25 protein-coding genes are annotated in these 23,780 nt (G+C 71.1%); 18 read left to right on the top strand and 7 right to left on the bottom strand.

The window, feature by feature from the left end:
• Nucleotides 1-35 precede the first annotated feature (35 nt).
• From ACWC1K_RS17305 to ACWC1K_RS17290, 4 genes are all read left to right on the top strand, one after another.
• Entirely contained in the window at nucleotides 36-1,628 is a 1,593-nt protein-coding gene (locus tag ACWC1K_RS17305) for an acyl-CoA carboxylase subunit beta (RefSeq protein ID WP_450832192.1), read from the top strand.
• An 8-nt stretch (nucleotides 1,629-1,636) separates the two neighbouring features.
• Entirely contained in the window at nucleotides 1,637-1,846 is a 210-nt protein-coding gene (locus tag ACWC1K_RS17300) for an acyl-CoA carboxylase epsilon subunit (RefSeq protein WP_115906254.1), read from the top strand.
• A gap of 256 nt (nucleotides 1,847-2,102) precedes the next feature.
• The gene (mmpB, locus tag ACWC1K_RS17295; RefSeq protein WP_344404440.1) at nucleotides 2,103-2,231 is read left to right on the top strand and encodes a morphogenic membrane protein MmpB; all 129 of its coding nucleotides are present in this window, start codon (nucleotides 2,103-2,105) and stop codon (nucleotides 2,229-2,231) included.
• Between the two features lie 61 nt (nucleotides 2,232-2,292).
• Nucleotides 2,293-2,910 carry a Maf family protein gene (locus ACWC1K_RS17290; RefSeq protein WP_450832190.1) on the top strand — a complete coding sequence of 206 codons (618 nt, stop codon included), beginning with the start codon at nucleotides 2,293-2,295 and terminating at the stop codon, nucleotides 2,908-2,910.
• On the opposite strand, the gene ACWC1K_RS17285 is transcribed toward ACWC1K_RS17290, so the two are convergent.
• Nucleotides 2,879-3,394: a hypothetical protein gene (locus tag ACWC1K_RS17285; RefSeq protein WP_450832188.1), complete on the bottom strand. Its 516-nt coding sequence runs from the start codon at nucleotides 3,392-3,394 to the stop codon at nucleotides 2,879-2,881. The two genes, ACWC1K_RS17290 and ACWC1K_RS17285, sit on opposite strands and share 32 nt — an antisense overlap.
• 398 nt (nucleotides 3,395-3,792) lie before the next feature.
• On the opposite strand from ACWC1K_RS17285, the gene ACWC1K_RS17280 reads away from it, so the two are divergent.
• Both ACWC1K_RS17280 and ACWC1K_RS17275 read left to right on the top strand, forming a co-directional pair.
• Entirely contained in the window at nucleotides 3,793-5,565 is a 1,773-nt protein-coding gene (locus ACWC1K_RS17280; protein ID WP_450832186.1) for an acetyl/propionyl/methylcrotonyl-CoA carboxylase subunit alpha, read from the top strand.
• A gap of 275 nt (nucleotides 5,566-5,840) precedes the next feature.
• Entirely contained in the window at nucleotides 5,841-6,389 is a 549-nt protein-coding gene (locus ACWC1K_RS17275) for a TetR/AcrR family transcriptional regulator (protein WP_450832445.1), read from the top strand.
• A gap of 100 nt (nucleotides 6,390-6,489) precedes the next feature.
• On the opposite strand, the gene ACWC1K_RS17270 is transcribed toward ACWC1K_RS17275, so the two are convergent.
• Nucleotides 6,490-7,440, bottom strand: coding sequence for a DeoR/GlpR family DNA-binding transcription regulator (locus tag ACWC1K_RS17270; protein WP_450832184.1), 951 nt, complete (start codon nucleotides 7,438-7,440; stop codon nucleotides 6,490-6,492).
• Between the two features lie 166 nt (nucleotides 7,441-7,606).
• Nucleotides 7,607-9,055: an NAD(P)H-quinone dehydrogenase gene (locus ACWC1K_RS17265; RefSeq protein ID WP_030929901.1), complete on the bottom strand. Its 1,449-nt coding sequence runs from the start codon at nucleotides 9,053-9,055 to the stop codon at nucleotides 7,607-7,609.
• 107 nt (nucleotides 9,056-9,162) lie between these two features.
• Between ACWC1K_RS17265 and ACWC1K_RS17260 the strand changes: the two genes are divergently transcribed.
• The 3 genes from ACWC1K_RS17260 to ACWC1K_RS17250 all read left to right on the top strand — a co-directional run bounded on the left by ACWC1K_RS17260 (nucleotide 9,163) and on the right by ACWC1K_RS17250 (nucleotide 12,552).
• Entirely contained in the window at nucleotides 9,163-9,600 is a 438-nt protein-coding gene (locus tag ACWC1K_RS17260) for a gamma-glutamylcyclotransferase (protein WP_390693227.1), read from the top strand.
• 144 nt (nucleotides 9,601-9,744) lie between these two features.
• On the top strand, nucleotides 9,745-10,569 hold the full coding sequence (locus tag ACWC1K_RS17255) for a purine-nucleoside phosphorylase (protein ID WP_351462287.1): 825 nt from the start codon (nucleotides 9,745-9,747) through the stop codon (nucleotides 10,567-10,569).
• 351 nt (nucleotides 10,570-10,920) lie between these two features.
• Entirely contained in the window at nucleotides 10,921-12,552 is a 1,632-nt protein-coding gene (locus ACWC1K_RS17250) for a phospho-sugar mutase (protein WP_450832181.1), read from the top strand.
• Between the two features lie 325 nt (nucleotides 12,553-12,877).
• Here the strand turns inward: ACWC1K_RS17250 and ACWC1K_RS17245 are convergent, their stop codons facing one another.
• The gene (locus ACWC1K_RS17245; protein WP_450832180.1) at nucleotides 12,878-13,039 is read right to left on the bottom strand and encodes a hypothetical protein; all 162 of its coding nucleotides are present in this window, start codon (nucleotides 13,037-13,039) and stop codon (nucleotides 12,878-12,880) included.
• Nucleotides 13,040-13,358: 319 nt separating this feature from the next.
• Nucleotides 13,359-14,018, bottom strand: coding sequence for a PH domain-containing protein (locus tag ACWC1K_RS17240; protein ID WP_450832178.1), 660 nt, complete (start codon nucleotides 14,016-14,018; stop codon nucleotides 13,359-13,361).
• Nucleotides 14,019-14,131: 113 nt separating this feature from the next.
• Here ACWC1K_RS17240 and deoC point away from each other — a divergent pair, with 113 nt between their 5' ends.
• From deoC to ACWC1K_RS17225, 3 genes are read left to right on the top strand one after another with little or no spacing between them, the layout of a single operon-like run.
• Nucleotides 14,132-15,091, top strand: a complete 960-nt coding sequence (gene deoC, locus ACWC1K_RS17235; RefSeq protein WP_450832443.1) for a deoxyribose-phosphate aldolase — start codon at nucleotides 14,132-14,134, stop codon at nucleotides 15,089-15,091.
• Between the two features lie 5 nt (nucleotides 15,092-15,096).
• A complete protein-coding gene (locus ACWC1K_RS17230) occupies nucleotides 15,097-16,533 on the top strand; it encodes an aldehyde dehydrogenase family protein (RefSeq protein ID WP_450832176.1) in 1,437 nt (478 codons plus the stop codon).
• Nucleotides 16,526-17,452, top strand: a complete 927-nt coding sequence (locus tag ACWC1K_RS17225; protein ID WP_450832175.1) for an aldehyde dehydrogenase family protein — start codon at nucleotides 16,526-16,528, stop codon at nucleotides 17,450-17,452. The genes ACWC1K_RS17230 and ACWC1K_RS17225 overlap by 8 nt, the downstream gene beginning before the upstream one ends.
• 75 nt (nucleotides 17,453-17,527) lie before the next feature.
• Here the strand turns inward: ACWC1K_RS17225 and ACWC1K_RS17220 are convergent, their stop codons facing one another.
• Nucleotides 17,528-17,929 (bottom strand): hypothetical protein, encoded by a 402-nt coding sequence (locus ACWC1K_RS17220; RefSeq protein ID WP_450832173.1) that lies wholly within the window; start codon nucleotides 17,927-17,929, stop codon nucleotides 17,528-17,530.
• Nucleotides 17,930-18,055: 126 nt separating this feature from the next.
• Between ACWC1K_RS17220 and ACWC1K_RS17215 the strand changes: the two genes are divergently transcribed.
• Nucleotides 18,056-18,691: a uridine kinase family protein gene (locus ACWC1K_RS17215; RefSeq protein WP_450832171.1), complete on the top strand. Its 636-nt coding sequence runs from the start codon at nucleotides 18,056-18,058 to the stop codon at nucleotides 18,689-18,691.
• A 169-nt stretch (nucleotides 18,692-18,860) separates the two neighbouring features.
• Here ACWC1K_RS17215 and ACWC1K_RS17210 read toward each other — a convergent pair whose 3' ends face one another.
• Nucleotides 18,861-19,604: a SigE family RNA polymerase sigma factor gene (locus tag ACWC1K_RS17210; RefSeq protein ID WP_351462294.1), complete on the bottom strand. Its 744-nt coding sequence runs from the start codon at nucleotides 19,602-19,604 to the stop codon at nucleotides 18,861-18,863.
• Between the two features lie 253 nt (nucleotides 19,605-19,857).
• Between ACWC1K_RS17210 and afsQ1 the strand changes: the two genes are divergently transcribed.
• The 5 genes from afsQ1 to ACWC1K_RS17185 all read left to right on the top strand — a co-directional run bounded on the left by afsQ1 (nucleotide 19,858) and on the right by ACWC1K_RS17185 (nucleotide 23,639).
• Entirely contained in the window at nucleotides 19,858-20,535 is a 678-nt protein-coding gene (afsQ1, locus tag ACWC1K_RS17205; RefSeq protein WP_351462295.1) for a two-component system response regulator AfsQ1, read from the top strand.
• A complete protein-coding gene (locus tag ACWC1K_RS17200) occupies nucleotides 20,532-22,097 on the top strand; it encodes an ATP-binding protein (RefSeq protein WP_450832169.1) in 1,566 nt (521 codons plus the stop codon). Before afsQ1 ends, ACWC1K_RS17200 begins: the two co-directional genes overlap by 4 nt.
• Nucleotides 22,094-22,705, top strand: a complete 612-nt coding sequence (locus ACWC1K_RS17195; RefSeq protein WP_450832167.1) for a hypothetical protein — start codon at nucleotides 22,094-22,096, stop codon at nucleotides 22,703-22,705. Before ACWC1K_RS17200 ends, ACWC1K_RS17195 begins: the two co-directional genes overlap by 4 nt.
• Nucleotides 22,706-22,787: 82 nt before the next feature.
• Complete coding sequence (locus tag ACWC1K_RS17190) at nucleotides 22,788-23,339, top strand: VanZ family protein (RefSeq protein WP_450832165.1); 552 nt, start codon at nucleotides 22,788-22,790, stop codon at nucleotides 23,337-23,339.
• Nucleotides 23,340-23,435: 96 nt separating this feature from the next.
• Nucleotides 23,436-23,639 carry a PspC domain-containing protein gene (locus tag ACWC1K_RS17185; RefSeq protein ID WP_030929945.1) on the top strand — a complete coding sequence of 68 codons (204 nt, stop codon included), beginning with the start codon at nucleotides 23,436-23,438 and terminating at the stop codon, nucleotides 23,637-23,639.
• Nucleotides 23,640-23,780 lie beyond the last annotated feature (141 nt).

Below are 23,780 nucleotides of genomic sequence, written 5' to 3'. Positions count from 1 at the left end.
CCCCCCTTTTGAGCAGGCAGGGAGCCGCGATCCCGATGTCCGAGCCGGAAGAGATCGATATCCACACCACCGCGGGCAAGCTCGCGGATCTCCAGCGTCGTATCGAGGAAGCGACGCACGCCGGCTCCGCACGCGCCGTCGAAAAACAACACGCCAAGGGCAAGTTGACGGCCCGTGAGCGGATCGAGCTGCTGCTGGACGAGGGCTCGTTCGTCGAGCTGGACGAGTTCGCCCGGCACCGGTCGACGAACTTCGGTCTTGAGAACAACCGCCCGTACGGGGACGGCGTGGTGACCGGCTACGGCACCGTCGACGGCCGCCCGATCGCGGTCTTCTCCCAGGACTTCACCGTCTTCGGCGGCGCCCTGGGCGAGGTCTACGGCCAGAAGATCGTCAAGGTGATGGACTTCGCGCTGAAGACCGGCTGTCCGGTCATCGGCATCAACGACTCCGGCGGCGCCCGCATCCAGGAGGGCGTCGCCTCCCTCGGCGCGTACGGCGAGATCTTCCGCCGCAACACGCACGCCAGCGGTGTCATCCCGCAGATCAGCCTGGTCGTCGGCCCCTGCGCGGGCGGGGCGGTCTACTCCCCCGCGATCACCGACTTCACGGTCATGGTCGACCAGACCTCGCACATGTTCATCACCGGTCCGGACGTCATCAAGACGGTCACCGGCGAGGACGTCGGTTTCGAGGAGCTGGGCGGCGCCCGCACCCACAACTCCGCGTCCGGCGTGGCCCACCACATGGCCGGCGACGAGAAGGACGCCATCGAGTACGTCAAGCAGCTGCTGTCGTACCTGCCGTCCAACAACCTCTCCGAGGCCCCGGTCTTCCCGGAGGAGGCGGACCTGACGGTCACCGCCGAGGACCTCGAGCTGGACGCGATCGTGCCGGACAGCGCGAACCAGCCGTACGACATGCACACGGTGATCGAACACATCCTGGACGACGCCGAGTTCTTCGAGACGCAGCCGCTGTTCGCGCCGAACATCCTCACCGGGTTCGGGCGGGTGGAGGGCCACCCGGTCGGCATCGTCGCCAACCAGCCGATGCAGTTCGCGGGTTGCCTCGACATCGACGCGAGCGAGAAGGCGGCGCGCTTCGTGCGCACCTGCGACGCCTTCAACATCCCGGTCGTCACCTTCGTCGACGTGCCGGGCTTCCTCCCGGGCGTCGACCAGGAGCACACCGGCATCATCCGCCGCGGCGCCAAGCTGATCTACGCCTACGCCGAGGCGACCGTCCCGCTGATCACGGTCATCACCCGCAAGGCCTTCGGCGGCGCCTACGACGTCATGGGCTCCAAGCACCTCGGCGCGGACCTCAACCTCGCCTGGCCGACCGCCCAGATCGCCGTCATGGGCGCCCAGGGGGCGGTCAACATCCTGCACCGCCGCACCATCGCGGAGGCGGAGGCAAGCGGCGACCTGGAGGCGACCCGCGCCCGGCTGATCCAGGAGTACGAGGACGCCCTCCTCAACCCCTACATCGCGGCCGAGCGCGGCTACATCGACTCGGTGATCATGCCGTCCGACACCCGCCGGCATGTCGTCCGCGGCCTGCGTCAGTTGCGCACCAAGCGGGAATCCCTGCCTCCGAAGAAGCACGGCAACATCCCCCTCTAGGAGCCGCCATGACGATCAAGGTCGTACGGGGCAACCCGACCCCGGAGGAGCTGGCCGCCGCCCTGGCGGTGGTCCGCGCCCGCGCCGCGGCGGAAGCCTCCGTCCCGCCCGGCGCGACCCGAGACAGGGACTCCTGGTCGGACCCGGCAAGGATCGCCTCCCACCGCTTGCCGAAGCCGGGCCCGTCGGCGTGGACCCGCACCTACTGGCCCGGATAACGGCTCTCAGCTTTCAGCGGCGTGGGCAACTGCGCATCTTCTGGGGGCGCGGGGACCTGCAAACCTCTGAGGGCTGGGGCTGCGGGGACCTGCGCAACCTCTTGGGGGCGCGGGGAACTGCGCAATCTTTCAGGGGCGCGGGGAACTGCGCGACCAGCCCCCACCGGCCCGCAGCCGACAACGAACCGGCTGCGGGCCCCCAACTTGAGTACGCGTACTCAGGCGCCCACCCCCGGCCCAGCCCCACGCTGGTGGCATGCTGTGGTCCGACCCTGAGAACGAGCCCCCCAAGGAACTCCGCGACATGCAGGAGATGCTGCGGCGGCTCGGCCTCCTGATGGCGTTGGCCATGATCCTCGCGATGGTCGTGATCGGCCTGAGGTGACCCCCACCGCCGCCTCGATGCGCGGCTTCGCCGCGTGGCACCCCGCGGCTACGCTGACCGCATGACAGACGCGCCCCGCCGCCTCATCCTCGCCTCCCAGTCCCCCGCCCGGCTGAACCTTCTGCGCCAGGCGGGCCTCACACCGGAGGTGATCGTCAGCGGTGTGGACGAGGACGCCGTGACCGCCCCCACCCCGGCCGAACTCGCCCTCGCCCTCGCGGAGGCCAAGGCTTCCGTCGTCGCCGCCAGGCCGGAGGCGCACGGCGCCCTGGTGATCGGCTGCGACTCCGTGCTGGAGCTGGACGGCGAGGCCCTGGGCAAGCCCGCGGACTCCGAGGAGGCCACGGCCCGCTGGAAGTCGATGCGCGGCCGCGCGGGCATCCTGCAGACGGGGCACTGCGTCTGGGACACCGCGAACAAGCGGTACGCGTCCGGCACCGCCTCCACCGTCGTCCGCTTCGGCGACCCCTCGGACGAGGAGATCGCCGCCTACGTCGCCTCCGGGGAACCCCTCCACGTCGCGGGGGCGTTCACGCTCGACGGCCGCAGCGCGCCGTTCATCGAGGGCATCGACGGCGACCACGGCAATGTGATCGGCATCAGCCTGCCCCTGGTCCGCCGGCTGCTCGCCCAGCTGGGTGTCGGCATCACGGAGTTGTGGGCGCCGGCGGAGAGGTGACCGGGGAGCCCCCTTGGTCCTTGCTGCCGTCCTCCCGGCCCCCGTCGTCGCTGCCGCCGTCGTTCCCGGGGCCGGGTGCAGCGGGCGGGACCGCGTCGGCGGGTTCGGCCGGGCTGTCGTACGTCATCAGGAGCAGCACGATGAGGGCGAGCACGACCACCATGAACAGGAACGCGGTCCAGCCCACCAGCCCCCACACGAACGCCCCCAGCAGCCCGTGCACGACCGCGGCGCTGATCAGCAGAATGCGCCCGAAGCCGGCCGGCGGGCGGTTGCGGATCGCCACGAGAAGCGCGACCAGGCCGCACAGGGCGAAGTAGAGGCCGAAGACGATGCCGCCGATCTTCGAGGACACCGACATCATGTCGGGGTCGAGACCGGCCAGCGACATGTCCTGCCGGTCGACGACGATCCCCAGGAACCAGTTCAGCGCCGCGACGCCGAACGCCTCCACGAAGAGCACGACGGCCACGACCCACGCCACCGGTCTGCGTACCACCGGTCCCACCCACTTTCGACTGCCGCCCGAGCGGGCCGGGCAAGGCTGTAGTTACCTCAAGTACGTACGAGACATCGCGAACGCTACTAACGGGTAAACCCCGGGACAAGGGTTCTGCGGACGGCAAAGATTCGTTGGGCCATTCGTAGGGACTCCACAAAGAAACCGAGTGGCCCGCAGCACGCTCTCACAGAGACCTTGACCACATGGGAGAGCTAGGGTTTTCGGGAGGAGTCCTGCGTACCGAGGTGCGACAAGGGATTTCGCGGGTCGAGCAAGCCTCGCATCACGCTCCGTGTGGGCAAGCTCACCACTGGGGACGGGTCGTAGTGCCGTGTAGCCAGTCCCTAAACTCGGCTTGTTTCAAGGAGGGAGCCTCAATCGTGCGCAAGGTGCTCATCGCCAACCGTGGCGAAATCGCTGTCCGCGTGGCCCGGGCCTGTCGGGATGCCGGGATCGCGAGCGTGGCCGTCTACGCGGACCCGGACCGCGACGCTCTGCATGTCCGCGCCGCGGACGAGGCGTTCGCCCTGGGCGGTGACACCCCGGCGACCAGCTACCTGATGATCGACAAGATCCTGAACGCGGCGAGCGAGTCCGGCGCGGACGCCGTCCACCCCGGATACGGCTTCCTCTCCGAGAACGCCGACTTCGCGCAGGCCGTCCTGGACGCCGGGCTGATCTGGATCGGTCCGCCGCCGCAGGCCATCCGTGACCTGGGCGACAAGGTGGCCGCCCGGCACATCGCCCAGCGCGCCGGCGCCCCGCTGGTCGCGGGCACGCCCGACCCGGTGTCCGGTGCCGAGGAGGTCGTCGCCTTCGCCGAGGAGCACGGCCTGCCGATCGCCATCAAGGCCGCCTTCGGCGGTGGCGGCCGCGGCCTGAAGGTCGCCCGCACCCTCGAAGAGGTGCCCGAGCTCTACGAGTCCGCGGTCCGCGAGGCGGTGGCCGCGTTCGGCCGCGGCGAGTGCTTCGTCGAGCGCTACCTGGACAAGCCCCGGCACGTGGAGACCCAGTGCCTGGCCGACCAGCACGGCAACGTGGTCGTCGTCTCCACCCGTGACTGCTCGCTCCAGCGCCGCCACCAGAAGCTGGTCGAGGAGGCCCCGGCGCCGTTCCTGTCCGAGGCACAGGTCGCCGAGCTCTACTCCTCGTCCAAGGCCATCCTCAAGGAGGCCGGCTACGTCGGCGCGGGCACCGTGGAGTTCCTCGTCGGCCTCGACGGGACGATCTCCTTCCTGGAGGTCAACACCCGCCTCCAGGTCGAGCACCCGGTCACCGAGGAGGTCGCCGGCATCGACCTGGTGCGCGAGATGTTCCGCATCGCCGACGGCGAGGAACTCGGCTACGGCGACCCCGAGCTGCGCGGCCACTCCTTCGAGTTCCGCATCAACGGCGAGGACCCGGGCCGCAACTTCCTCCCGGCCCCGGGCACCGTCACCACCTTCGCCCCGCCGTCCGGCCCGGGCGTCCGCCTGGACGCGGGCGTCGAGTCCGGCAGCGTCATCGGCCCGGCCTGGGACTCCCTGCTCGCCAAGCTGATCGTCACCGGCGCCACCCGTGAGCAGGCCCTGCAGCGCGCCGCCCGCGCCCTGGAGGAGTTCCAGGTCGAGGGCATGGCGACGGCGATCCCCTTCCACCGCGCGGTGGTCAAGGACCCGGCCTTCGCCCCCGAACTCACCGGCTCCGCCGAGCCGTTCACGGTCCACACCCGGTGGATCGAGACCGAGTTCGTCAACGAGATCCCCGCGTTCGCCGCCCCGGCCGAGGCCGAGGCCGAGGAGGACTCGGACCGCGAGACGATCGTCGTCGAGGTCGGCGGCAAGCGCCTTGAGGTCTCCCTGCCGTCCTCGCTGGGCATGTCCCTGGCCCGCACCGGCCTCGCGGCCGGCGCCAAGCCGAAGCGCCGCGCCGCCAAGAAGTCCGGCCCGGTGGCCTCCGGCGACACCCTCGCCTCGCCGATGCAGGGCACCATCGTCAAGGTCGCCGTCGAGGAGGGCCAGGAGGTCAAGGAGGGCGACCTGGTCGTCGTCCTGGAGGCGATGAAGATGGAACAGCCGCTGAACGCCCACAAGTCCGGCACCATCAAGGGCCTGTCCGCCGACGTCGGCGCGTCCATCAGCTCCGGCGCCGCGATCTGCGAGATCAAGGACTGACACGACACGGTCGTTCCTACGACATCCCGAGGCGCCCGGCGGACTGGAACAGTCAGTCCACCGGGCGCCTCGCTTTCTGCCCGTTCCCCCGTCCCCCCGGCACGGTGGCCCGCACCGCCGATGTCCCTCGCCATCCCCCGGCGCCCGTTCCCCGATGGCATGCTGGAGCCAGACAGGGGCGCACGAGAGGGCAGGTGGGAGGCATGGTGGGCACGACGTCGGCGGAGACCGCGGCGAACGGCGGCACAGCGGTGACCCCGGCGCCCCCGCGCGTCATGCGTGCCGACGCCCGGCGCAACTACGAGCGGCTGCTCACCGAGGCCCGCGCCGCCTTCGCCGCACACGGCACGGACGCGTCCCTGGAGGACGTGGCCCGGCGCGCGGGCGTCGGCATCGGCACCCTGTACCGCCACTTCCCCAACCGTCACGCCCTGTTGAGCGCCGTCTTCGAGGAAGCGGTGAGCGATCTCCTGGACCGCTCGCACGAACTCCTGGGCGCCCCCGAGCCGTGCACGGCCCTGGTGACCTGGCTCCGCGAGATCATCACCCACGCCGGCGAGTACCGCGGCCTGGCCCTGGCCCTGATGTCCGTGACCTCCGACACCACCTCGGCCCTGGCCAGTTGCAGCACCCCGATGCACGAGGCGGGCACCGCCCTGCTGGAGCGCGCACAGCAAGCAGGCAAGGTCCGCGAGGACGTCACCATCACCGACCTCCTCCAACTCACCAACGCCATCGCACTGGCGGCGGAGGAATCCCCGGGAGATCCAGAACTGGCAGACCGCCTGCTGACCCTCACCCTGCGGGGCTTGAAAGCTACGTGACGGCAGCGGCTTTGAAGGGGCGCGGGGAACGGCGCGACAAGCCACACACAGCCCGCACCCGCGCAACCACAGAAACCCCTACGGCGAACAGGCAAACAATCTAACGCCGCCGCAGATCCGCCACCCGAGCCCGCTCCCGCTCTCCCCCGGAGGGATCAAGCACGGCCGCCGTCCGAAGGCCGGACCCCGGCTGCCCGCGCCGCGGCCCCGGCAGGGCGACGTCCCGACGCGGTCCCCGCGGGGGGACGGAATCACCGCCCGAACTCCCCGAGGCCCCGGCCACGGCGATCTGCACGCCCTGATCGGCGAGAGCCTGCAACTCCGTGGCGGCCCGGTCGTCATGCACCGGCGGCTCATCGGTCACCAGCCGGGTGATCACATCCGTCGGCACGGTCTGGAACATCGTGTCCGTGCCCAGCTTGGTGTGATCGGCGAGCACGACGACCTCCGCGGCCGCCTGCACCAGCGCCCGGTCCACGGACGCCGACAGCATGTTGGACGTGGACAGGCCGCGCTCGGCGGTGAGCCCGCTCCCGGACAGGAACGCCCTCGACACCCGAAGCCCCTGCAGGGACTGCTCGGCACCGCTGCCCACGAGGGCGTAGTTGGAGCCGCGCAGGGTGCCGCCGGTCATCACGACCTCCACGCGGTTGGCATGGGCCAACGCCTGGGCGACCAGCAGGGAGTTGGTGACGACGGTCAGCCCGGGGATCCGGGCGAGCCGGCGGGCCAGCTCCTGGGTGGTGGTACCCGCCCCGACCACGATGGCCTCGCCCTCTTCGACGAAGTTGGCGGCGAGGTCGGCGATGGCCGTCTTCTCGGCGGTCGCGAGATGTGACTTCTGCGGAAAGCCGGACTCCCGCGTGAAACCGCCCGGCAGTACCGCACCGCCGTGCCGGCGGTCGAGGAGTCCTTCTGCCTCCAGTGCGCGCACGTCCCGCCGTACGGTCACTTCGGAGGTCTGGACGACGCGGGCGAGCTCACGGAGCGACACGGCCCCGTTCGCTCGCACCATTTCGAGGATCAATTGGCGACGTTCTGCAGCGAACACGAAACTGACAGTAACCCCAACGACCGTCTGCTTTCAGCTGTTTGCGCCGAATAGCAGAAGTTGTTCGCACAGGAGGGCGGGAAGTGGTATAGGGCCTACCCGCCCCGACTATGCCGTACGCATGCTCGACAACTCCCCGTGACCAGCGAGGAGTCGGTTTCGGCCGTCAGACCTCGCCGCCGGTCTTGCGGGTGTGGAGCTGCCGGGCGACCTCCGCGATCGACCCCGAAAGGGAGGGATACACGGTGAACGCGTTCGCGATCTGTTCGACCGTCAGATTGTTGTCGACGGCGATCGAGATCGGATGGATCAGTTCCGAGGCGCGCGGGGACACGACCACACCGCCGACCACGATGCCCGTACCCGGGCGGCAGAAGAGCTTCACGAAGCCGTCGCGGATGCCCTGCATCTTGGCGCGCGGGTTGCGCAGGAGCGGGAGTTTGACCACTCGGGCGTCGATCTTGCCCGCGTCGACGTCGGCCTGCGTGTAGCCGACGGTCGCGATCTCCGGGTCGGTGAAGACGTTGGACGAGACGGTCTTCAGATTCAGCGGGGCCACCGCGTCGCCGAGGAAGTGGTACATGGCGATACGTCCCTGCATGGCGGCCACGGAGGCGAGGGCGAAGACGCCCGTCACGTCACCGGCGGCGTACACACCGGGAGCGGTCGTGCGCGAGACCTTGTCGGTCCAGATGTGCCCGGACTCGCGCAGCTTGACGCCGGCCTCCTCCAGGCCCATGCCCTCGCTGTTGGGGATGGCGCCGACCGCCATCAGGCAGTGGGTGCCGGTGATGACACGGCCGTCGGAGAGGGTGACCTCGACGCGGTCGCCGACCCGCTTGGCGGCGGCGGCGCGGGAGCGGGCCATGACGTTCATGCCGCGACGCCGGAAGACGTCCTCCAGCACGGCGGCGGCGTCCGGGTCCTCACCCGGCAGCACCCGGTCCCGGGAGGAGACCAGGGTGACCTTCGACCCCAGCGCCTGATAAGCACCGGCGAACTCGGCGCCGGTGACACCGGAACCGACCACGATGAGCTCCTCGGGAAGCTCGTTCAGGTCGTACACCTGCGTCCAGTTGAGGATGCGCTCGCCGTCGGGCTGGGCGTCGGGCACCTCGCGCGGGTGGCCGCCGGTCGCGATGAGGACGGCGTCCGCGGTGAGCGTCTCCTCGGTGCCGTCGGCGGCGGAGACGATCACCTTGCGGGAGCCGTCGAGGGCCTGCATGCCCTCCAGGCGTCCACGGCCGCGCATGACCCGGGCGCCGGCCCGCGTGACGGAGGCGGTGATGTCATGGGACTGGGCAAGGGCGAGCCGCTTCACACGGCGGTTGACCTTCCCCAGATCGACCCCCACCACCCGGGCCGCCTGCTCCAGCGGCGGAGTGTCGTCGGCGACGATGATGCCGAGCTCCTCGTACGAAGAGTCGAAGGTGGTCATCACCTCGGCCGTAGCGATAAGGGTCTTCGACGGTACGCAGTCGGTCAGCACCGACGCCCCGCCCAGACCGTCGCAGTCGACGACGGTCACCTCCGCGCCGAGCTGGGCGGCCACCAGGGCCGCCTCGTATCCGCCGGGTCCGCCACCGATGATCACGATCCGAGTCACGTACCCCATTGTCCCGCACCGTTCAAGGTGCTACTGCCCGGGGGGCGGGGCAATGGGTTGGCAAGGGGCCGCTGATACGTCAGGGGCCCGTGGGTCGGCTGCCGTACCCTCGACCCATGTCGCTCTACGCCGCGTACGCCGGCAACCTCGACGCGCGGCTGATGACCCGCCGCGCCCCGCACTCGCCGATGCGCGCCACGGGCTGGCTGAACGGCTGGCGGCTGACGTTCGGGGGCGAGCACATGGGCTGGGAGGGTGCCCTGGCGACGATCGTCGAGGACCCCTTCTCGCAGGTCTTCGTCGCGCTGTACGACATCGCGCCGCCGGACGAGGAGTCCATGGACCGCTGGGAGGGCGTCGGCCTCAACGTCTACCGCCGGATGCGGGTGCGGGTGCACACGCTGGACGGCGAGGAGTCGGCGTGGACCTATGTCCTCGACGGCTACGAGGGCGGTCTGCCCTCCGCCCGGTATCTGGGCGAGATCGCCGATGCCGCCGAGTCGGCGGGCGCGCCGCACGACTATGTGATGGAGCTGCGGAAGCGCCCCTGCTGAGGCGCGGCAGGTGCACAGGTGGACCACAGGGGCCGCAAAGGTCCCGTTGTGTCACATGCTTCGTTGGAAACGACAAGACAACGATCGCCATCCCGTGAGCTCTGCCATCTACGCGCGTAGGCGTGGAGCGGCTACTCTCGACGCGTGAACGCATCTCTTCTTCCGGACGACATCCAGGGCGACCCGCACGCCGCCGCCGACGCCGCCGCCGCGCGCCTGCGCGAACTGACCGGCGCCGAGACCCACGACGTCGCCCTCGTGATGGGCTCCGGCTGGGCGCCGGCCGTGGACGCCCTCGGCGCACCCGACGCCGAGCTCCAGGTCACCGACCTGCCCGGTTTCCCGCCGCCGGCGGTGGAGGGGCACGGCGGCAAGATCCGCTCGTACAAGATCGGTGAGAAGCGGGCCCTGGTCTTCCTGGGCCGCACGCACTACTACGAGGGCCGCGGGGTCGCCGCCGTCGCGCACGGCGTCCGTACCGCCGTCGCCGCCGGCTGCAAGACCATCGTGCTCACCAACGGCTGCGGCGGCCTCCGCGAGGGCATGCGCCCCGGCCAGCCGGTCCTGATCAGCGACCACATCAACCTGACGGCGACGTCCCCGATCGTCGGCGCGAACTTCGTCGACCTGACGGACCTCTACTCCCCGCGCCTCCGCGCCCTGTGCAAGGAGATCGACCCCAGCCTGGAGGAGGGCGTCTACGCCCAGTTCCCCGGCCCGCACTACGAGACGCCGGCCGAGATCCGCATGGCCCGGGTGATCGGGGCGGACCTGGTGGGCATGTCGACGGTGCTGGAGGCCATCGCGGCGCGTGAGGCGGGTGCGGAGGTGCTGGGTATCTCCCTGGTGACGAACCTCGCCGCGGGGATGACCGGCGAGCCGCTGAACCACGAGGAGGTCCTCCAGGCGGGCCGCGACTCCGCGACGCGGATGGGCTCGCTGCTGGCGCAGGTGCTCGGGCGGATCTGAACGCCATAGGGGGTGCCACGGAATGTCGTAGTGCGACTGCGGGTCGGTAGCGGCTGATCGCGCAGTTCCCCGCGCCCCCTGGACGGCTGCAGTCGCCCATAGCGGACACGCGCTCCTTGGACGGCCGCAGTCGCCCACGGCGGGAAGGGGAGGTGGCGGGGGTGTCCGCCCGCAGCGGCGGGCGTCCGCCGCCGAGCACAGCCCCGCCAGACGTCAACCGCCGACCGAGGACGGACACCCCCGGCGCGGCCCCGACCCACAATCGAACCGCAGGCGCTTCCCGCACCCCCACCGAACCCGCGGATGCGCCGCAGGCATCCCCGTCAGACCACACGAGAGGCTGGACCGACCGTGCACGACGACCTCATCGCCCGCGCCAACGCGTGGCTCGCCGAGGACCCGGACCCGGAGACCCGCGACGAGCTCGCCAAGCTCATCGAGGCCGGTGACGTCACAGAACTCACCGACCGCTTCAGCGGCACCCTCCAGTTCGGCACCGCGGGTCTGCGCGGTGAGCTCGGCGCAGGCCCCATGCGCATGAACCGTTCGGTCGTCATCCGGGCCGCCGCCGGACTCGCCGCGTACCTCAACGCCAAGGGAGAGCGCGGCGGGCTCGTGGTCATCGGCTACGACGCCCGGCACAAGTCCGCGGACTTCGCGCGCGACACGGCGGCCGTGATGACGGGCGCGGGCTTCCGGGCCGCGGTGCTCCCCCGCCCGCTCCCCACCCCCGTCCTCGCCTACGCGATAAGGCACCTCGGCGCGGTCGCGGGCGTGGAGGTCACCGCCAGCCACAACCCGCCCCGCGACAACGGCTACAAGGTCTATCTGGGCGACGGTTCGCAGATCGTGCCGCCTGCCGACGCGGAGATCGCCGCCGAGATCGACGCGATCGTCTCCCTGGAGGACGTGCCGCGTCCGGAAGCCGGCTGGGAGGTTCTCGACGACAGCGTCCTGAACTCCTATCTGGCCCGCACGGACGCGGTGCTCGCCGCCGGTTCCCCGCGCACCGCGCGCACCGTCTACACGGCGATGCACGGCGTCGGCAAGGACGTCCTGCTCGCCGCGTTCGCCCGGGCCGGATTCCCCGAGCCCGTCCTGGTCGCCGAGCAGGCCGAGCCCGACCCGGACTTCCCGACCGTCGCCTTCCCCAACCCGGAAGAGCCGGGCGCCATGGACCTCGCCTTCGCGAAGGCCCGCGCGACCGACCCCGACCTGATCATCGCCAACGATCCCGACGCCGACCGCTGCGCCGTGGCCGTCAAGGACGGCGGCGACTGGCGGATGCTGCGCGGCGACGAGGTGGGCGCGCTGCTCGCCGCCCACCTGGTCAGACGCGGCGCCCGGGGCACCTTCGCCGAGTCGATCGTCTCGTCCTCCCTCCTCGGCCGTATCGCCGAGAAGGCGGGGCTGCCGTACGAGGAGACCCTCACCGGCTTCAAGTGGATCGCCCGCGTCGAGGGGCTGCGCTACGGCTACGAGGAGGCCCTCGGCTACTGCGTCGACCCGGACGGGGTGCGCGACAAGGACGGCATCACCGCCGCACTGCTGATCACCGAGCTGGCGTCCGAGCTCAAGGAGGAGGGGCGGGCCCTGCCGGACCTCCTCGACGACCTCGCGGTGGAGCACGGGCTGCACGCCACCGACCAGCTCTCGGTCCGGGTGGAGGACCTGTCGGTCATCGCGCGCGCCATGCGGCAGCTGCGGGAGCAGCCGCCGACCGAGCTCGCGGGCCTCGCCATCACCAGGGCCGAGGACCTCACCCGGGGCACGGACAGGCTGCCGCCCACCGACGGGCTGCGCTACACGCTCGAGGGCGCCCGCGTCATCGTCCGCCCGAGCGGCACGGAGCCCAAGCTGAAGTGCTACCTGGAGGTCGTGGTCCCGGTCGCCACACACGCCGACCTCCCGGCGGCCCACGCCACCGCGAACGACCTCCTCGCGGCGATCAAGCGGGACCTGTCGGCGGCGGCCGGCATCTGAGCCGCACCGCTCGCACCGGCGCCACCTCGCAGGGGTGCCCTCGGCCATCGGCCCGGGGCACCCCTTCGAAGCCTTGAGCCAGCGCTGCCGAGCTGGCCACCACGCCCCGCCGACAACGCCGCTGGGGCACCCCGGTGGGAAGGGCGTACCAGCCCCGCGCCCCCGAGCCGACCCGGGCCACGGGGGCGGCCCGCCGTGGCCGACCGACGACGCCCAGCGGCCCGAGCGGGGCCAGGACCCAGCAGCCCGGGCCGGACCTCATCGGCTCCTACACCCGGGCAGCCCCGGCCGAGACCCGCCGGGACCCCGCAGTGCCGGCCAGTCCTCACAGCAGGACACCGTCGCCGCCCGGCCGCCACGGGAACCAGGCGAGACCGAGACCCAGCGAGCCAAGCAGTCCGGACAGCAGGACACCGTGACCGAACAGGCCCAAGGCCCAGGCGGCGGCGCGCCCGGGCGGCAGCACGCCGTGGCCGACCGACGACACCCAGCGGCCCGAGCGGGCCGAGACCCAGCAGCCCGGGGCCGGACCTCATCGTCTCTCCCGGCGACCTCGGCCGAGACTCGCCGGGACCCCGCGGTGCCAGCCAGCCCTCGCAGCAGGACGCCGTAGCCGCACGGGCGAGACCCGGGCGGTACCCGGGCCGGGCGGGGCCGGAGCCCAGACGGGGCCTGGGGCCCAGACGGGAGCATGTCCGCTCAGCAGCACGCCGTAGCCCACCGACGACGCCCAGCGTCCCAGGCCGACCCAGGACCCAGTGGCCCCGGCGCCAGGCGCCAAGCCCCACCCGCGGATCAGCGGCAGTTCAGCCCGTCGCCAGCAGAATCGCCAGCAGTACCGCTCCGGCCAACGCCGGGCCCGCGATCTCGTACGCCCAGCGCACCGTCACCTCGCCCTGCCTCGTCTCCGTCCGCTCCTGGGCTTCGAAGAGTTCGCGCAGGTCGTCCATGGTTCTGTCGCCCTCGGCGCGCACGGGCCCCGCCGGGACGGCGGGGCCGAAGGCACCGACCCGCCGGCCCCGGCCGCTCGCGTCCGCCGTGGCCCTGGCCTCCCGCCGCGCCGCCTTCTTCCGGGCGCGCAGCGAGACGGGGACGGCCCACAGCTGGTACTTGCTGCCCGACTTCACGACGACCTCGTTGGAGTAGCCGGACCGCAGCTGGGCGACCTCGCTCCAGGGCACCACGACGATGCGGAAGGGGTTGCGGATGCGCAGCCGCTCGGCGTTGGCCTGGACGGCGGGGCGCAGCGTGAAGGCCACGATCAGCGGCACGATGAGGATGAGCGTGGCGAGCGCCAGCCACGGCGTGCGGCCGTGCCCGGAGACGATCGCGTCGATGCCCAGCCAGCCCGCGATGGCGAGCAGCAGGACGCCGCCGGCGAGACCCGCGGACGACCGGTAGACCCGGTCCTGGTACGGGGAGGCCGGGGGCTGCGGTGCTGCTGACTCGTGGTCCGGGGTCGTCATGGTGCCGATTCTGCCCGACGGCCACGACGATGCTCGTAGGTGGTGCGTGCGCACGTGATGAACAGCCGGGGGTGTACAGCCGCTACGCGCGTAGATATGCTCGTCTGGTGACCATGCCCACCACTGCACCCACAGCACCCGCTCTCGCTGACGTCACCGCGTCCGACAGCACGCTGCGCCGCTTCCTCCACGGGCTGCCCGGCGTAGACGCGGTCGGCCTGGAGGCACGCGCCGCCTCGCTCGGCACCCGTTCCATCAAGACGACCGCGAAGGCGTACGCCATCGACCTCGCCATCTCGATGGTCGACCTGACGACGCTGGAAGGCGCGGACACCCCGGGCAAGGTCCGGGCGCTCGGCGCCAAGGCGGTCCACCCCGACCCCACGGACCGTACGACCCCCGCCACCGCGGCCGTCTGCGTCTATCCCGACATGGTGCCCGCCGCGAAGGAGGCCGTCGCCGGCTCCTCCGTGAAGGTCGCCTCGGTCGCCACCGCCTTCCCGGCGGGCCGCGCCCCGATCGCCGTGAAGCTGGCCGACGTCCGCGAGGCCGTCGCCGCGGGCGCCGACGAGATCGACATGGTCATCGACCGCGGGGCGTTCCTCGCGGGCCACTTCATGAAGGTGTACGACGAGATCGTCGCCGTGAAGGAGGCCTGCGGCGCCTCGGCCCGCCTCAAGGTCATCTTCGAGACGGGCGAGCTGTCGACGTACGACAACATCCGCCGCGCGAGCTGGCTCGGCATGCTGGCGGGCGCGGACTTCATCAAGACGTCCACGGGCAAGGTCGCGGTCAACGCCACCCCCGCCAACACCCTGCTGATGCTGGAGGCCGTGCGCGACTTCCGCGCGCAGACCGGGGTACAGGTGGGCGTGAAGCCCGCCGGCGGCATCCGCACCTCCAAGGACGCCATCAAGTTCCTCGTCCTGGTCAACGAGACCGCGGGCGAGGACTGGCTGGACAACCACTGGTTCCGCTTCGGCGCCTCCTCGCTCCTGAACGATCTGCTGATGCAGCGTCAGAAGCTGGCCACCGGCCGCTACTCCGGCCCCGACTACGTGACGGTGGACTGATCACCATGGCATCCGCATTCGCATACGCCCCGGCACCCGAGTCCCGCTCGATCGTCGACATCGCGCCGTCCTACGGCCTGTTCATCGACGGCGAGTTCACGGACGCGGCCGACGGCAAGGTCTTCAAGACGGTCTCCCCGAGCACCGAGGAGGTGCTGTCGGAGGTCGCCCAGGCCGGTTCCGAGGACGTCGACCGCGCGGTGAAGGCCGCCCGTAAGGCCTTCGAGAAGTGGTCGGCGCTGCCCGGCTCCGAGCGCGCCAAGTACCTGTTCCGCATCGCGCGGATCATCCAGGAGCGCAGCCGTGAGCTCGCCGTCCTGGAAACGCTCGACAACGGCAAGCCGATCAAGGAGACCCGCGACGCCGACCTCCCCCTGGTCGCCGCGCACTTCTTCTACTACGCGGGCTGGGCCGACAAGCTGGACCATGCCGGTTTCGGCGCGAACCCGCGCCCTCTCGGCGTCGCGGGCCAGGTCATCCCGTGGAACTTCCCGCTGCTGATGCTGGCGTGGAAGATCGCCCCGGCCCTCGCGACCGGCAACACGGTCGTCCTCAAGCCCGCCGAGACGACCCCCCTCTCCGCCCTGTTCTTCGCGGACATCTGCCGCCAGGCGGGCCTGCCCAAGGGCGTCGTCAACATCCTTCCCGGCTACGGCGACACGGGCGCCGCGCTCGTCGCGCACCCGGACGTCAACAAGGTCGCGTTCACCGGGTCGACGGCGGTCGGCAAGCAGATCGCCCGCACGGTCGCGGGCTCCCGCAAGAAGCTCACCCTCGAACTGGGCGGCAAGGGCGCCAACATCGTCTTCGACGACGCCCCCATCGACCAGGCCGTCGAGGGGATCGTCAACGGCATCTTCTTCAACCAGGGCCAGGTCTGCTGCGCGGGCAGCCGCCTCCTCGTCCAGGAGTCGATCCAGGACGAGCTGTTGGAGTCGCTCAAGCGCCGCCTCGCCACCCTCCGCCTCGGCGACCCGCTGGACAAGAACACGGACATCGGCGCGATCAACTCCGAGGAACAGCTCTCCCGTATCACCACCCTCGTCGAACAGGGCGAGGCGGAGGGCGCCGAGCGCTGGTCCCCGGCCTGCGACATCCCGTCCTCCGGCTACTGGTTCGCCCCGACGCTCTTCACCAACGTCACCCAGGCGCACCGGATCGCCCGCGACGAGATCTTCGGCCCGGTCCTGTCGGTGCTCACCTTCCGCACGCCGGACGAGGCGGTCGCCAAGGCCAACAACACCCCGTACGGCCTGTCGGCAGGCATCTGGACGGAGAAGGGTTCGCGCATTCTCGCCGTCGCGAACAAGCTCCGCGCGGGCGTCGTCTGGTCCAACACGTTCAACAAGTTCGACCCGACCTCGCCGTTCGGCGGCTACAAGGAGTCGGGCTTCGGCCGCGAGGGCGGCCGCCACGGCCTGGAGGCGTACCTCGATGTCTGAGAAGACCGAGAAGACCGAGCGGTTCGACCGTCTGTCGGTCTTCAAGACCTACAAGCTGTACGTCGGCGGGAAGTTCCCGCGTTCCGAGAGCGGCCGGGTGTACGAGGTGACGGACACAAAGGGCAACTGGCTGGCGAACGTGCCCCTTTCGTCCCGCAAGGACGCCCGTGACGCCGTGGTCGCGGCCCGCAAGGCGTTCGGCGGCTGGTCGGGCGCGACGGCGTACAACCGCGGTCAGATCCTCTACCGCATCGCGGAGATGCTGGAGGGCCGCAGGGACCAGTTCGTCCGCGAAGTCGCCGACTCGGAAGGCCTCTCGAAGTCGAAGGCGGCGGCGGTCGTCGACGCGGCGATCGACCGCTGGGTCTGGTACGCGGGCTGGACCGACAAGATCGCCCAGGTGGTCGGCGGCGGAAACCCCGTCGCGGGCCCGTACTTCAACCTGTCCTCGCCCGAGCCGACGGGCGTGGTCGCCGTCCTGGCCCCCCAGGAGTCGTCGTTCCTCGGCCTGGTCTCGGTGATCGCCCCGGTGATCGCGACGGGCAACACGGCGGTCGTGGTGGCCTCCGAGAAGTCCCCGCTCCCCGCGCTGTCCCTGGGCGAGATCCTGGCCACCTCCGACCTGCCCGGCGGCGTCGTCAACGTCCTCTCCGGCCGTACGGCGGAGATCGCGACCCCGCTGGCCGCGCACCAGGACGTCAACGCGATCGACCTCGCGGGCGCCGGCGCCGACGATGGCCTGGCGAAGGAGCTGGAGGTCGCGGCGGCGGACAACCTGAAGCGGGTTCTTCGTCCACAGCCTGTGGACGAAGTCGACTGGTCGGCGACTCCGGGGATCGACCGACTGACGGCGTTCCTGGAGACGAAGACGGTCTGGCACCCGACGGGTTCGCTGGGCGCGTCGGGCTCGTCGTACTGACCGGCCCCCGCAGACCGAGAGCCGCGTCCTCCCTCCGTCCGGGGAAGACGCGGCTCTCTCATGCGCCGGCCGGGTTCAGACCAGGCGAGGCCCGCCCAGCAGCATGGCGGCCGTCGTCAGCGCAGCCGGAACCGTACCGACCGGGCTCGTCTCGGCGAGGTAGCTCAGCCCGGAGAGCGGACCGGCGATGTGGTTGTCCGTCGGGTCGACCGTGTTGCGGGGGAGCGCGTTGCGCTTGAGGCCCTGCACGGAGCCGGTGACCGACCGCACCTGGCCGGTCGGCCCCTGCAGGCTCTTCTGCGGGTCCAGCTTGCTGAGCGCGTTGGCCGCGGTGGCCGGCGACAACGGCACCTTCACGGCGGCCGTGGAGTCGGCGGAGGCCGTCGCCGCGCTCGCGCCCAGGGCCGCCGAAACGGTCGCGAGGGCGATCAGGGCGCGCTGGGCGGTGGGCTTGGAGGGGGAAGCGTGTCGTGCCATTGCAGTAGTCACCTTGGATTCGCTGAGTAATCAGGTCGACACGAAGGGTAGTTGAGATGTGATGCGCACACCAAAGCCGACCCGCGGGGTCGGCAGGGCGTACGGAATACGTCAAACTGGTGTCCCGTGAGCATCCATCTCCCCTCCCCCGCCCGCGTCGTGCTGCTCTGCGGCCCCTCGGGCTCGGGCAAGTCCCTGGTCGCCGCCCGCTCCGGCCTCCCCGTGCTGCGCCTCGACGACTTCTACAAGGAGGGCGAGGACCCGACGCTTCCGCTGGTGGCGGGAAGCTCCGACATCGACTGGGACCACCCGGACTCCTGGGACACGGACACAGCCGTCGCCGCGATCGCGGAGCTGTGCCGCACGGGCCGTACGAAGGTCCCCGTCTACGACATCTCCCGCTCCGCCCGCACGGGCGAGGACACCGTCGACATAGGCCGGACCCCGCTGTTCATAGCGGAGGGCATCTTCGCGGCCGAGATCGTCGAGCGCTGCCGGGAGTTGGGGCTGCTGGCCGACGCCCTGTGCCTGAACCGCGGCGCGGTCCGCACCTTCCGCCGCCGCTTCCTGCGCGACCTCAAGGAGGGCCGCAAGTCGGTCCCGTTCCTGCTGCGCCGCGGCTGGCGCCTGATGCGCCAGGAACGCTCGATCATCGCCCGCCAGACCGCCCTCGGCGCCCACGCCTGCGACCGCGACGAGGCGCTGGGCCGGCTGGCCGCGGCCGCGGTGGGCCGGCGCCCCGCGGCGACCCCCACACGCTGACCGCGCGCGTCCACGCAGAAAAGCGGGACTGGACGGACCCCCCGGCCCTCCAGTCCCGCTCTCCCCCGTTCCCCCCGTGGTGCTTCCCCCGTGAACCCCCGTTGTCCCCCGTGGGCCCCCCGGTTACCGCTCCCCCGTACTTCCCCCGTTACTTGCTTCCCCCCAACCCTCAGGCGACGAGCTCCCCGAAGGCGTCCTCCTCGTCACGGCCGAAGCTGAGGACCTCGTCCTCGCGCAGCCGGCGGAGCGACCGCCAGATGCTGGACTTCACCGTGCCGACACTGATGTCGAGGATCTCCGCGATCTCCGGGTCCGTGCGGCCCTCGTAGTAGCGAAGGACCAGCATGGTGCGCTGGAGTTCGGGGAGGCGGGCGAGCGCCTGCCACAGGACCGCGCGCAGTTCCGTGCCGCGCATCGCGTCCGTGTCGCCGGGCGTCTCCGGCAGCTCCTCGGTCGGGTATTCGTTCAGCTTGCGGCGGCGCCACGCGCTGATGTGCAGGTTCGTCATGGTGCGGCGGAGGTAGCCCCCGACCGCGGCCTTGTCGCTGATCCGGTCCCAGGCCTTGTACGTCGAGAACAGCGCGCTCTGCAGCAGGTCCTCGGCCTCGAAGCGGTCACCGGTCAGGTGGTAGGCGGTGGCGTACAGGGAGGCGCGGCGCTCCTGGACGTAGGCGGTGAACTCCGCCTCCGACAGCGAGCGACGCTCCCCCGAGTCCTCCCTGTACGCGCTTCCCCCGTGCGGTTCCCCCGTGAAACCGTCAACCACCGTCATGTACGCGGTGTGCTGACGCCCGGCGCCGCGAGCGCACCCCCGCCCGCTCACGGCACCGGACTTCTCGGAACCCCGGCCCCCGTTCACGTCGTGCAGGCGCGTGATCACTGCGCTGGTGCTCGTGCTGTGCAGCATGTTCATCTCGCGCCCCCCGTCGTGGACTTCCGGTGTTCGGCTTGCTCAGGCGGTGGATCTCTGCGGTGCTTTCTTGCCTGTGCCGAAAAGATTGCCCTCGCACCTTCATGGCCGTGTCCGCCGACTGTCACAGACCTGTCACAGGGGTCGGCCGCAGGGAAGACACAGCACGGTCACAGAGAAGAGCGGTACGGGCACACAGGCGTACGGGTCCGCAGCAGAGTCGAAACCCCGACCCACCATGGGCCAGAATGAGCGCGTGCCTACCCTGTTGCTGATCGAGGATGACGACGCCATCCGTACGGCCCTGGAGCTGTCTCTTACGCGCCAGGGACACCGGGTTGCCACCGCTGCCACCGGTGAGGACGGTCTGAAGCTCCTGCGCGAGCAGCGGCCGGACCTGATCGTGCTGGATGTGATGCTGCCGGGCATCGACGGGTTCGAGGTGTGCCGGCGCATCCGGCGCACGGACCAGTTGCCGATCATTCTGCTGACCGCGCGGAGTGACGACATCGACGTGGTCGTGGGCCTGGAGTCCGGCGCCGACGACTACGTCGTCAAGCCCGTGCAGGGGCGGGTGCTCGACGCCCGGATCCGGGCCGTGCTGCGGCGCGGCGAGCGGGAGTCGAACGACTCGGCCAGCTTCGGCAGCCTGGTCATCGACCGCGCGGCGATGACGGTGACCAAGAACGGCGAGGACCTGCAGCTCACGCCGACCGAGCTCAGGCTGCTCCTGGAGCTGAGCCGGCGTCCCGGTCAGGCGCTGTCCCGGCAGCAGCTGCTGCGGCTGGTGTGGGAGCACGACTACCTCGGCGACTCCCGGCTGGTGGACGCGTGTGTCCAGCGGCTGCGTGCCAAGGTCGAGGACGTGCCGTCGTCCCCGACGCTGATCCGTACCGTGCGCGGCGTGGGTTACCGGCTGGACACGCCTCAGTGACCAAAGCGCAAGGGGGGGTTCGCGGCTGGGCCGCGACTCGCAAGGGACATCTTTCACGGCTGCGCTTCACCAGTCTGCGGCTGCGCCTGGTCGTCGTCTTCGGCCTGGTGGCGCTCACCGCGGCCGTCTCCGCCTCCGGGATCGCCTACTGGCTCAACCGCGAGGCCGTGCTCACCCGCACCCAGGACGCGGTGCTCGGCGACTTCCGCCAGGCGATGCAGACCCGGGCGGGCACCCTGACGGCGCACCCCACGCAGGACGAACTGCAGCACACCGCGGGCCAGATGGCCAACAGCAGCCAGCGCTTCAGCGTGCTGCTGGTGGCACAGGACCCCGACGGCAGGACCGTCTACGGCAGTTCGGGCGGCCTGGACGGGTTCTCGCTGCAGGACGTGCCCAAGTCGCTGCGCGCGGCCGTGACCAGGAAGCAGCAGGTCGACTCCGGCAACAAGTACGCCTACCACCTGTACTGGCAGCGCGTCGTCGACCACGGCACGCCGTACCTGGTGGCGGGCACGAGGGTGATCAACGGCGGGGCGACCGGCTACATGCTCAAGTCGCTGGAGCCGGAGGCCAAGGACCTCAACTCCCTCGCCTGGTCGCTGGGGATCGCCACCGGGCTCGCGCTGGTCGGCTCGGCGCTGCTCGCGCAGGCCGCCGCCTCGACCGTGCTCAAGCCGGTGCAACGGCTCGGGGTCGCCGCGCGCAGGCTCGGCGAGGGCAAGCTGGACACCCGGCTGAGGGTGTCCGGGACCGACGAACTCGCCGATCTGTCACGCACGTTCAACCTCGCGGCCGAGGCGCTGGAGAAGCGGGTCGAGGACATGGCCGCGCGGGACGAGGCGTCCCGGCGCTTCGTCGCCGACATGAGCCATGAACTCCGTACGCCTCTCACGGCGATCACCGCGGTGACCGAGGTGCTGGAGGAGGAGCTGGAGGCCGAGTCCGGGTCGATGGACCCGATGATCGAGCCCGCCGTGCGGCTCGTCGTCAGCGAGACCCGGCGGCTCAACGACCTCGTCGAGAACCTGATGGAGGTCACCCGCTTCGACGCGGGCACCGCACGGCTGGTCCTGGACGACGTCGACCTCGCCGACCAGATCACCGCCTGCATAGACGCCCGGGCCTGGCTGGACGCGGTCGAGCTGGACGCCGAGCGCGGCATCCACGCCCGCGTCGACCCGCGCCGCCTGGACGTGATCCTCGCCAACCTGATCGGCAACGCGCTCAAGCACGGCGGGTCGCCGGTGCGGGTCTCGGTGCGGCCCGCGGACGACGAGATCGTTATCGCCGTACGCGACCACGGGCCCGGTATCCCCGAGGACGTCCTGCCGCACGTCTTCGACCGCTTCTACAAGGCGAGCGCCTCCCGCCCGCGCTCCGAGGGCAGCGGCCTGGGCCTGTCCATCGCTCTGGAGAACGCGCACATCCACGGCGGCGAGATCACCGCCGCCAACTCCCCCGAGGGCGGTGCGGTGTTCACACTGCGGCTGCCGCGGGACGCGTCGGCGCTGACGGAGGAGTCCGAGAAGGACACGGGGAAGAACGGGAACGCCTCATGACCGCACGACGTCTCCTGGCGCTCCCCTTGCTCGCCGGCATGGCCGCGCTGATCACGAGCTGCGGCATCCGGCCCACCGAGGTGCCCACGGACTTCGGGGCGGCCCCTTCCCAGGTGCAGTGCTCGCCGGCCGAGCCGGAGGTCTCGACCCAGGCCTCGCGCGGGCTGCCCGTGCAGGTGTTCCTGCTGTGCGGGTCCTCGCTGGTCGCGGTGGACCGGACGGTACGGGTCCCGGACGGCTCCCCGGACTCGCAGCGGCGGGTGCTGGTGGCGCAGGGGCTGCTCGACCAGCTCGCGGCGACGCCGTCGGCCGCCGAGAAGGAGGCCGGCTACACCACCGACGTACGCGGCGGCATGACCGTGAGCGGCCCCCGCCCCGGCGACCCGGACGACACGCTCCGGCTCAGCAACCCGCCCGGCGATCTCACGTCCTTCGCGCTGGCCCAGCTCGTCTGCACCTTCTCCGACTCGGCGGCGGCCGAGGGCGACGGTTCGGTCATCCTCGGCGGCCCCGGCAAGGAGCCGCTGCGGCGCTACGAGTGCACGGACGAGGTCCGCTCCCGCCCGGGCACCGAGCAGCCGCCGTCGAGCGCGGTTACGGGCGGCTGACGTACAGGTGTGGCGGAGGCCTCATACAGGTACCTCCGGACAAGCCGGAACCGATCCTGCCGCACGCGGCGTCTAGGGGGTCGTGCAGCGTCAAGGCTTCATCGGCGGCAACGCCGCGATCCGTATCCGTGTGACAGGGGGTGTCCTCCTTGTCGCCCACCTCGCGTTCGTCGCCTGGCTCACGCTGCGCCCGCTGGATGTGCCCTGGGTGATGCCCCCGAACCTGCATCCGTTCGCCGGCATACGCGCCGACCTGGCCCTGGGCCGGCCGGCGGCGGCCCGCCGCATCGGCGAGGGCGTCGGCCTCCTCGCGCCGCTCGGCGTACTGCTCCCGATGGCGCACGGCAGGCTGTGGGCCTTCCCGTTCGCCTCGTTCGTCCGTACGGTCGCCGCGGGCGCGCTGGTCTCCGCGGGCATCCTGCTGCTGCAGACCGGGGTGCCCGGCCGGGTCCCGGACATCGACTCTCTGCTGCTGAACACCGTGGGGGTGGCCCTCGCCCACCTCGCGGTCGTCCCAGCGGCCCGCTCCTGGCTCCGCCGCAGGTCCGAGCGGAAGGAGGGGGCGGCCGTCCGCCAGGAGGAAGCGGTTCAGGGTCGAACCCCGACGTTTCCCAGGGTCGGGATCGCACCGTAGAGCGACGCTTTGCCCCCTTCGTCTCCGTAGCGTGGAAGGCAGATGAGGAAGCCACCAAGAGGCAGCCTCACCCCGACGCTCACGAAGGAGCCGCACATGTCCGCCCTCGTCCGCCCCACCCACGGCCGCATGATCGGCGGCGTGTGCGCCGGTCTGGCGCGGCGCTTCGGCACCTCCGCGACCACGATGCGCGTGATCTTCCTGCTGTCCTGTCTGCTGCCGGGCCCGCAGTTCCTGCTCTACATAGCGCTGTGGATCCTGCTGCCCTCCGAGGAGAAGGCGGCCCGCACCGCCTGGTGAGCCCCTTTTCGCAGGTACGCCGATGGGGCGCACCCCGTGGCCGGGGTGCGGGAGTCGCCGGGTTCAGTCGCGGGGGAACTCTTCGGTCTTGAGGGTGAGGCCCACAAGGGTGGTGGTCATGTCGACGTCGCCGCCGAATGC

It is taken from the genome of Streptomyces sp. NPDC001492 (genome assembly GCF_053597275.1).
This window is presented reverse-complemented; position numbering and strand designations above follow the sequence as displayed.

Bases quoted from the DNA above. Each gene is read 5' to 3' on its own strand.
- ACWC1K_RS17225 (WP_450832175.1), top strand. From the start codon at position 16,526: ATGTCTGAGAAGACCGAGAAGACCGAGCGGTTCGACCGTCTGTCGGTC.
- ACWC1K_RS17275 (WP_450832445.1), top strand. From the start codon at position 5,841: ATGCGTGCCGACGCCCGGCGCAACTACGAGCGGCTGCTCACCGAGGCC.
- ACWC1K_RS17265 (WP_030929901.1), bottom strand. From the start codon at position 9,055: ATGGGGTACGTGACTCGGATCGTGATCATCGGTGGCGGACCCGGCGGA.
- ACWC1K_RS17185 (WP_030929945.1), top strand. From the start codon at position 23,436: ATGTCCGCCCTCGTCCGCCCCACCCACGGCCGCATGATCGGCGGCGTG.
- ACWC1K_RS17240 (WP_450832178.1), bottom strand. From the start codon at position 14,018: ATGACGACCCCGGACCACGAGTCAGCAGCACCGCAGCCCCCGGCCTCC.
- ACWC1K_RS17300 (WP_115906254.1), top strand. From the start codon at position 1,637: ATGACGATCAAGGTCGTACGGGGCAACCCGACCCCGGAGGAGCTGGCC.
- ACWC1K_RS17230 (WP_450832176.1), top strand. From the start codon at position 15,097: ATGGCATCCGCATTCGCATACGCCCCGGCACCCGAGTCCCGCTCGATC.
- ACWC1K_RS17210 (WP_351462294.1), bottom strand. From the start codon at position 19,604: ATGAACATGCTGCACAGCACGAGCACCAGCGCAGTGATCACGCGCCTG.
- ACWC1K_RS17305 (WP_450832192.1), top strand. From the start codon at position 36: ATGTCCGAGCCGGAAGAGATCGATATCCACACCACCGCGGGCAAGCTC.
- ACWC1K_RS17260 (WP_390693227.1), top strand. From the start codon at position 9,163: ATGTCGCTCTACGCCGCGTACGCCGGCAACCTCGACGCGCGGCTGATG.
- mmpB (WP_344404440.1), top strand. From the start codon at position 2,103: ATGCTGTGGTCCGACCCTGAGAACGAGCCCCCCAAGGAACTCCGCGAC.
- ACWC1K_RS17290 (WP_450832190.1), top strand. From the start codon at position 2,293: ATGACAGACGCGCCCCGCCGCCTCATCCTCGCCTCCCAGTCCCCCGCC.
- ACWC1K_RS17195 (WP_450832167.1), top strand. From the start codon at position 22,094: ATGACCGCACGACGTCTCCTGGCGCTCCCCTTGCTCGCCGGCATGGCC.
- deoC (WP_450832443.1), top strand. From the start codon at position 14,132: ATGCCCACCACTGCACCCACAGCACCCGCTCTCGCTGACGTCACCGCG.
- ACWC1K_RS17220 (WP_450832173.1), bottom strand. From the start codon at position 17,929: ATGGCACGACACGCTTCCCCCTCCAAGCCCACCGCCCAGCGCGCCCTG.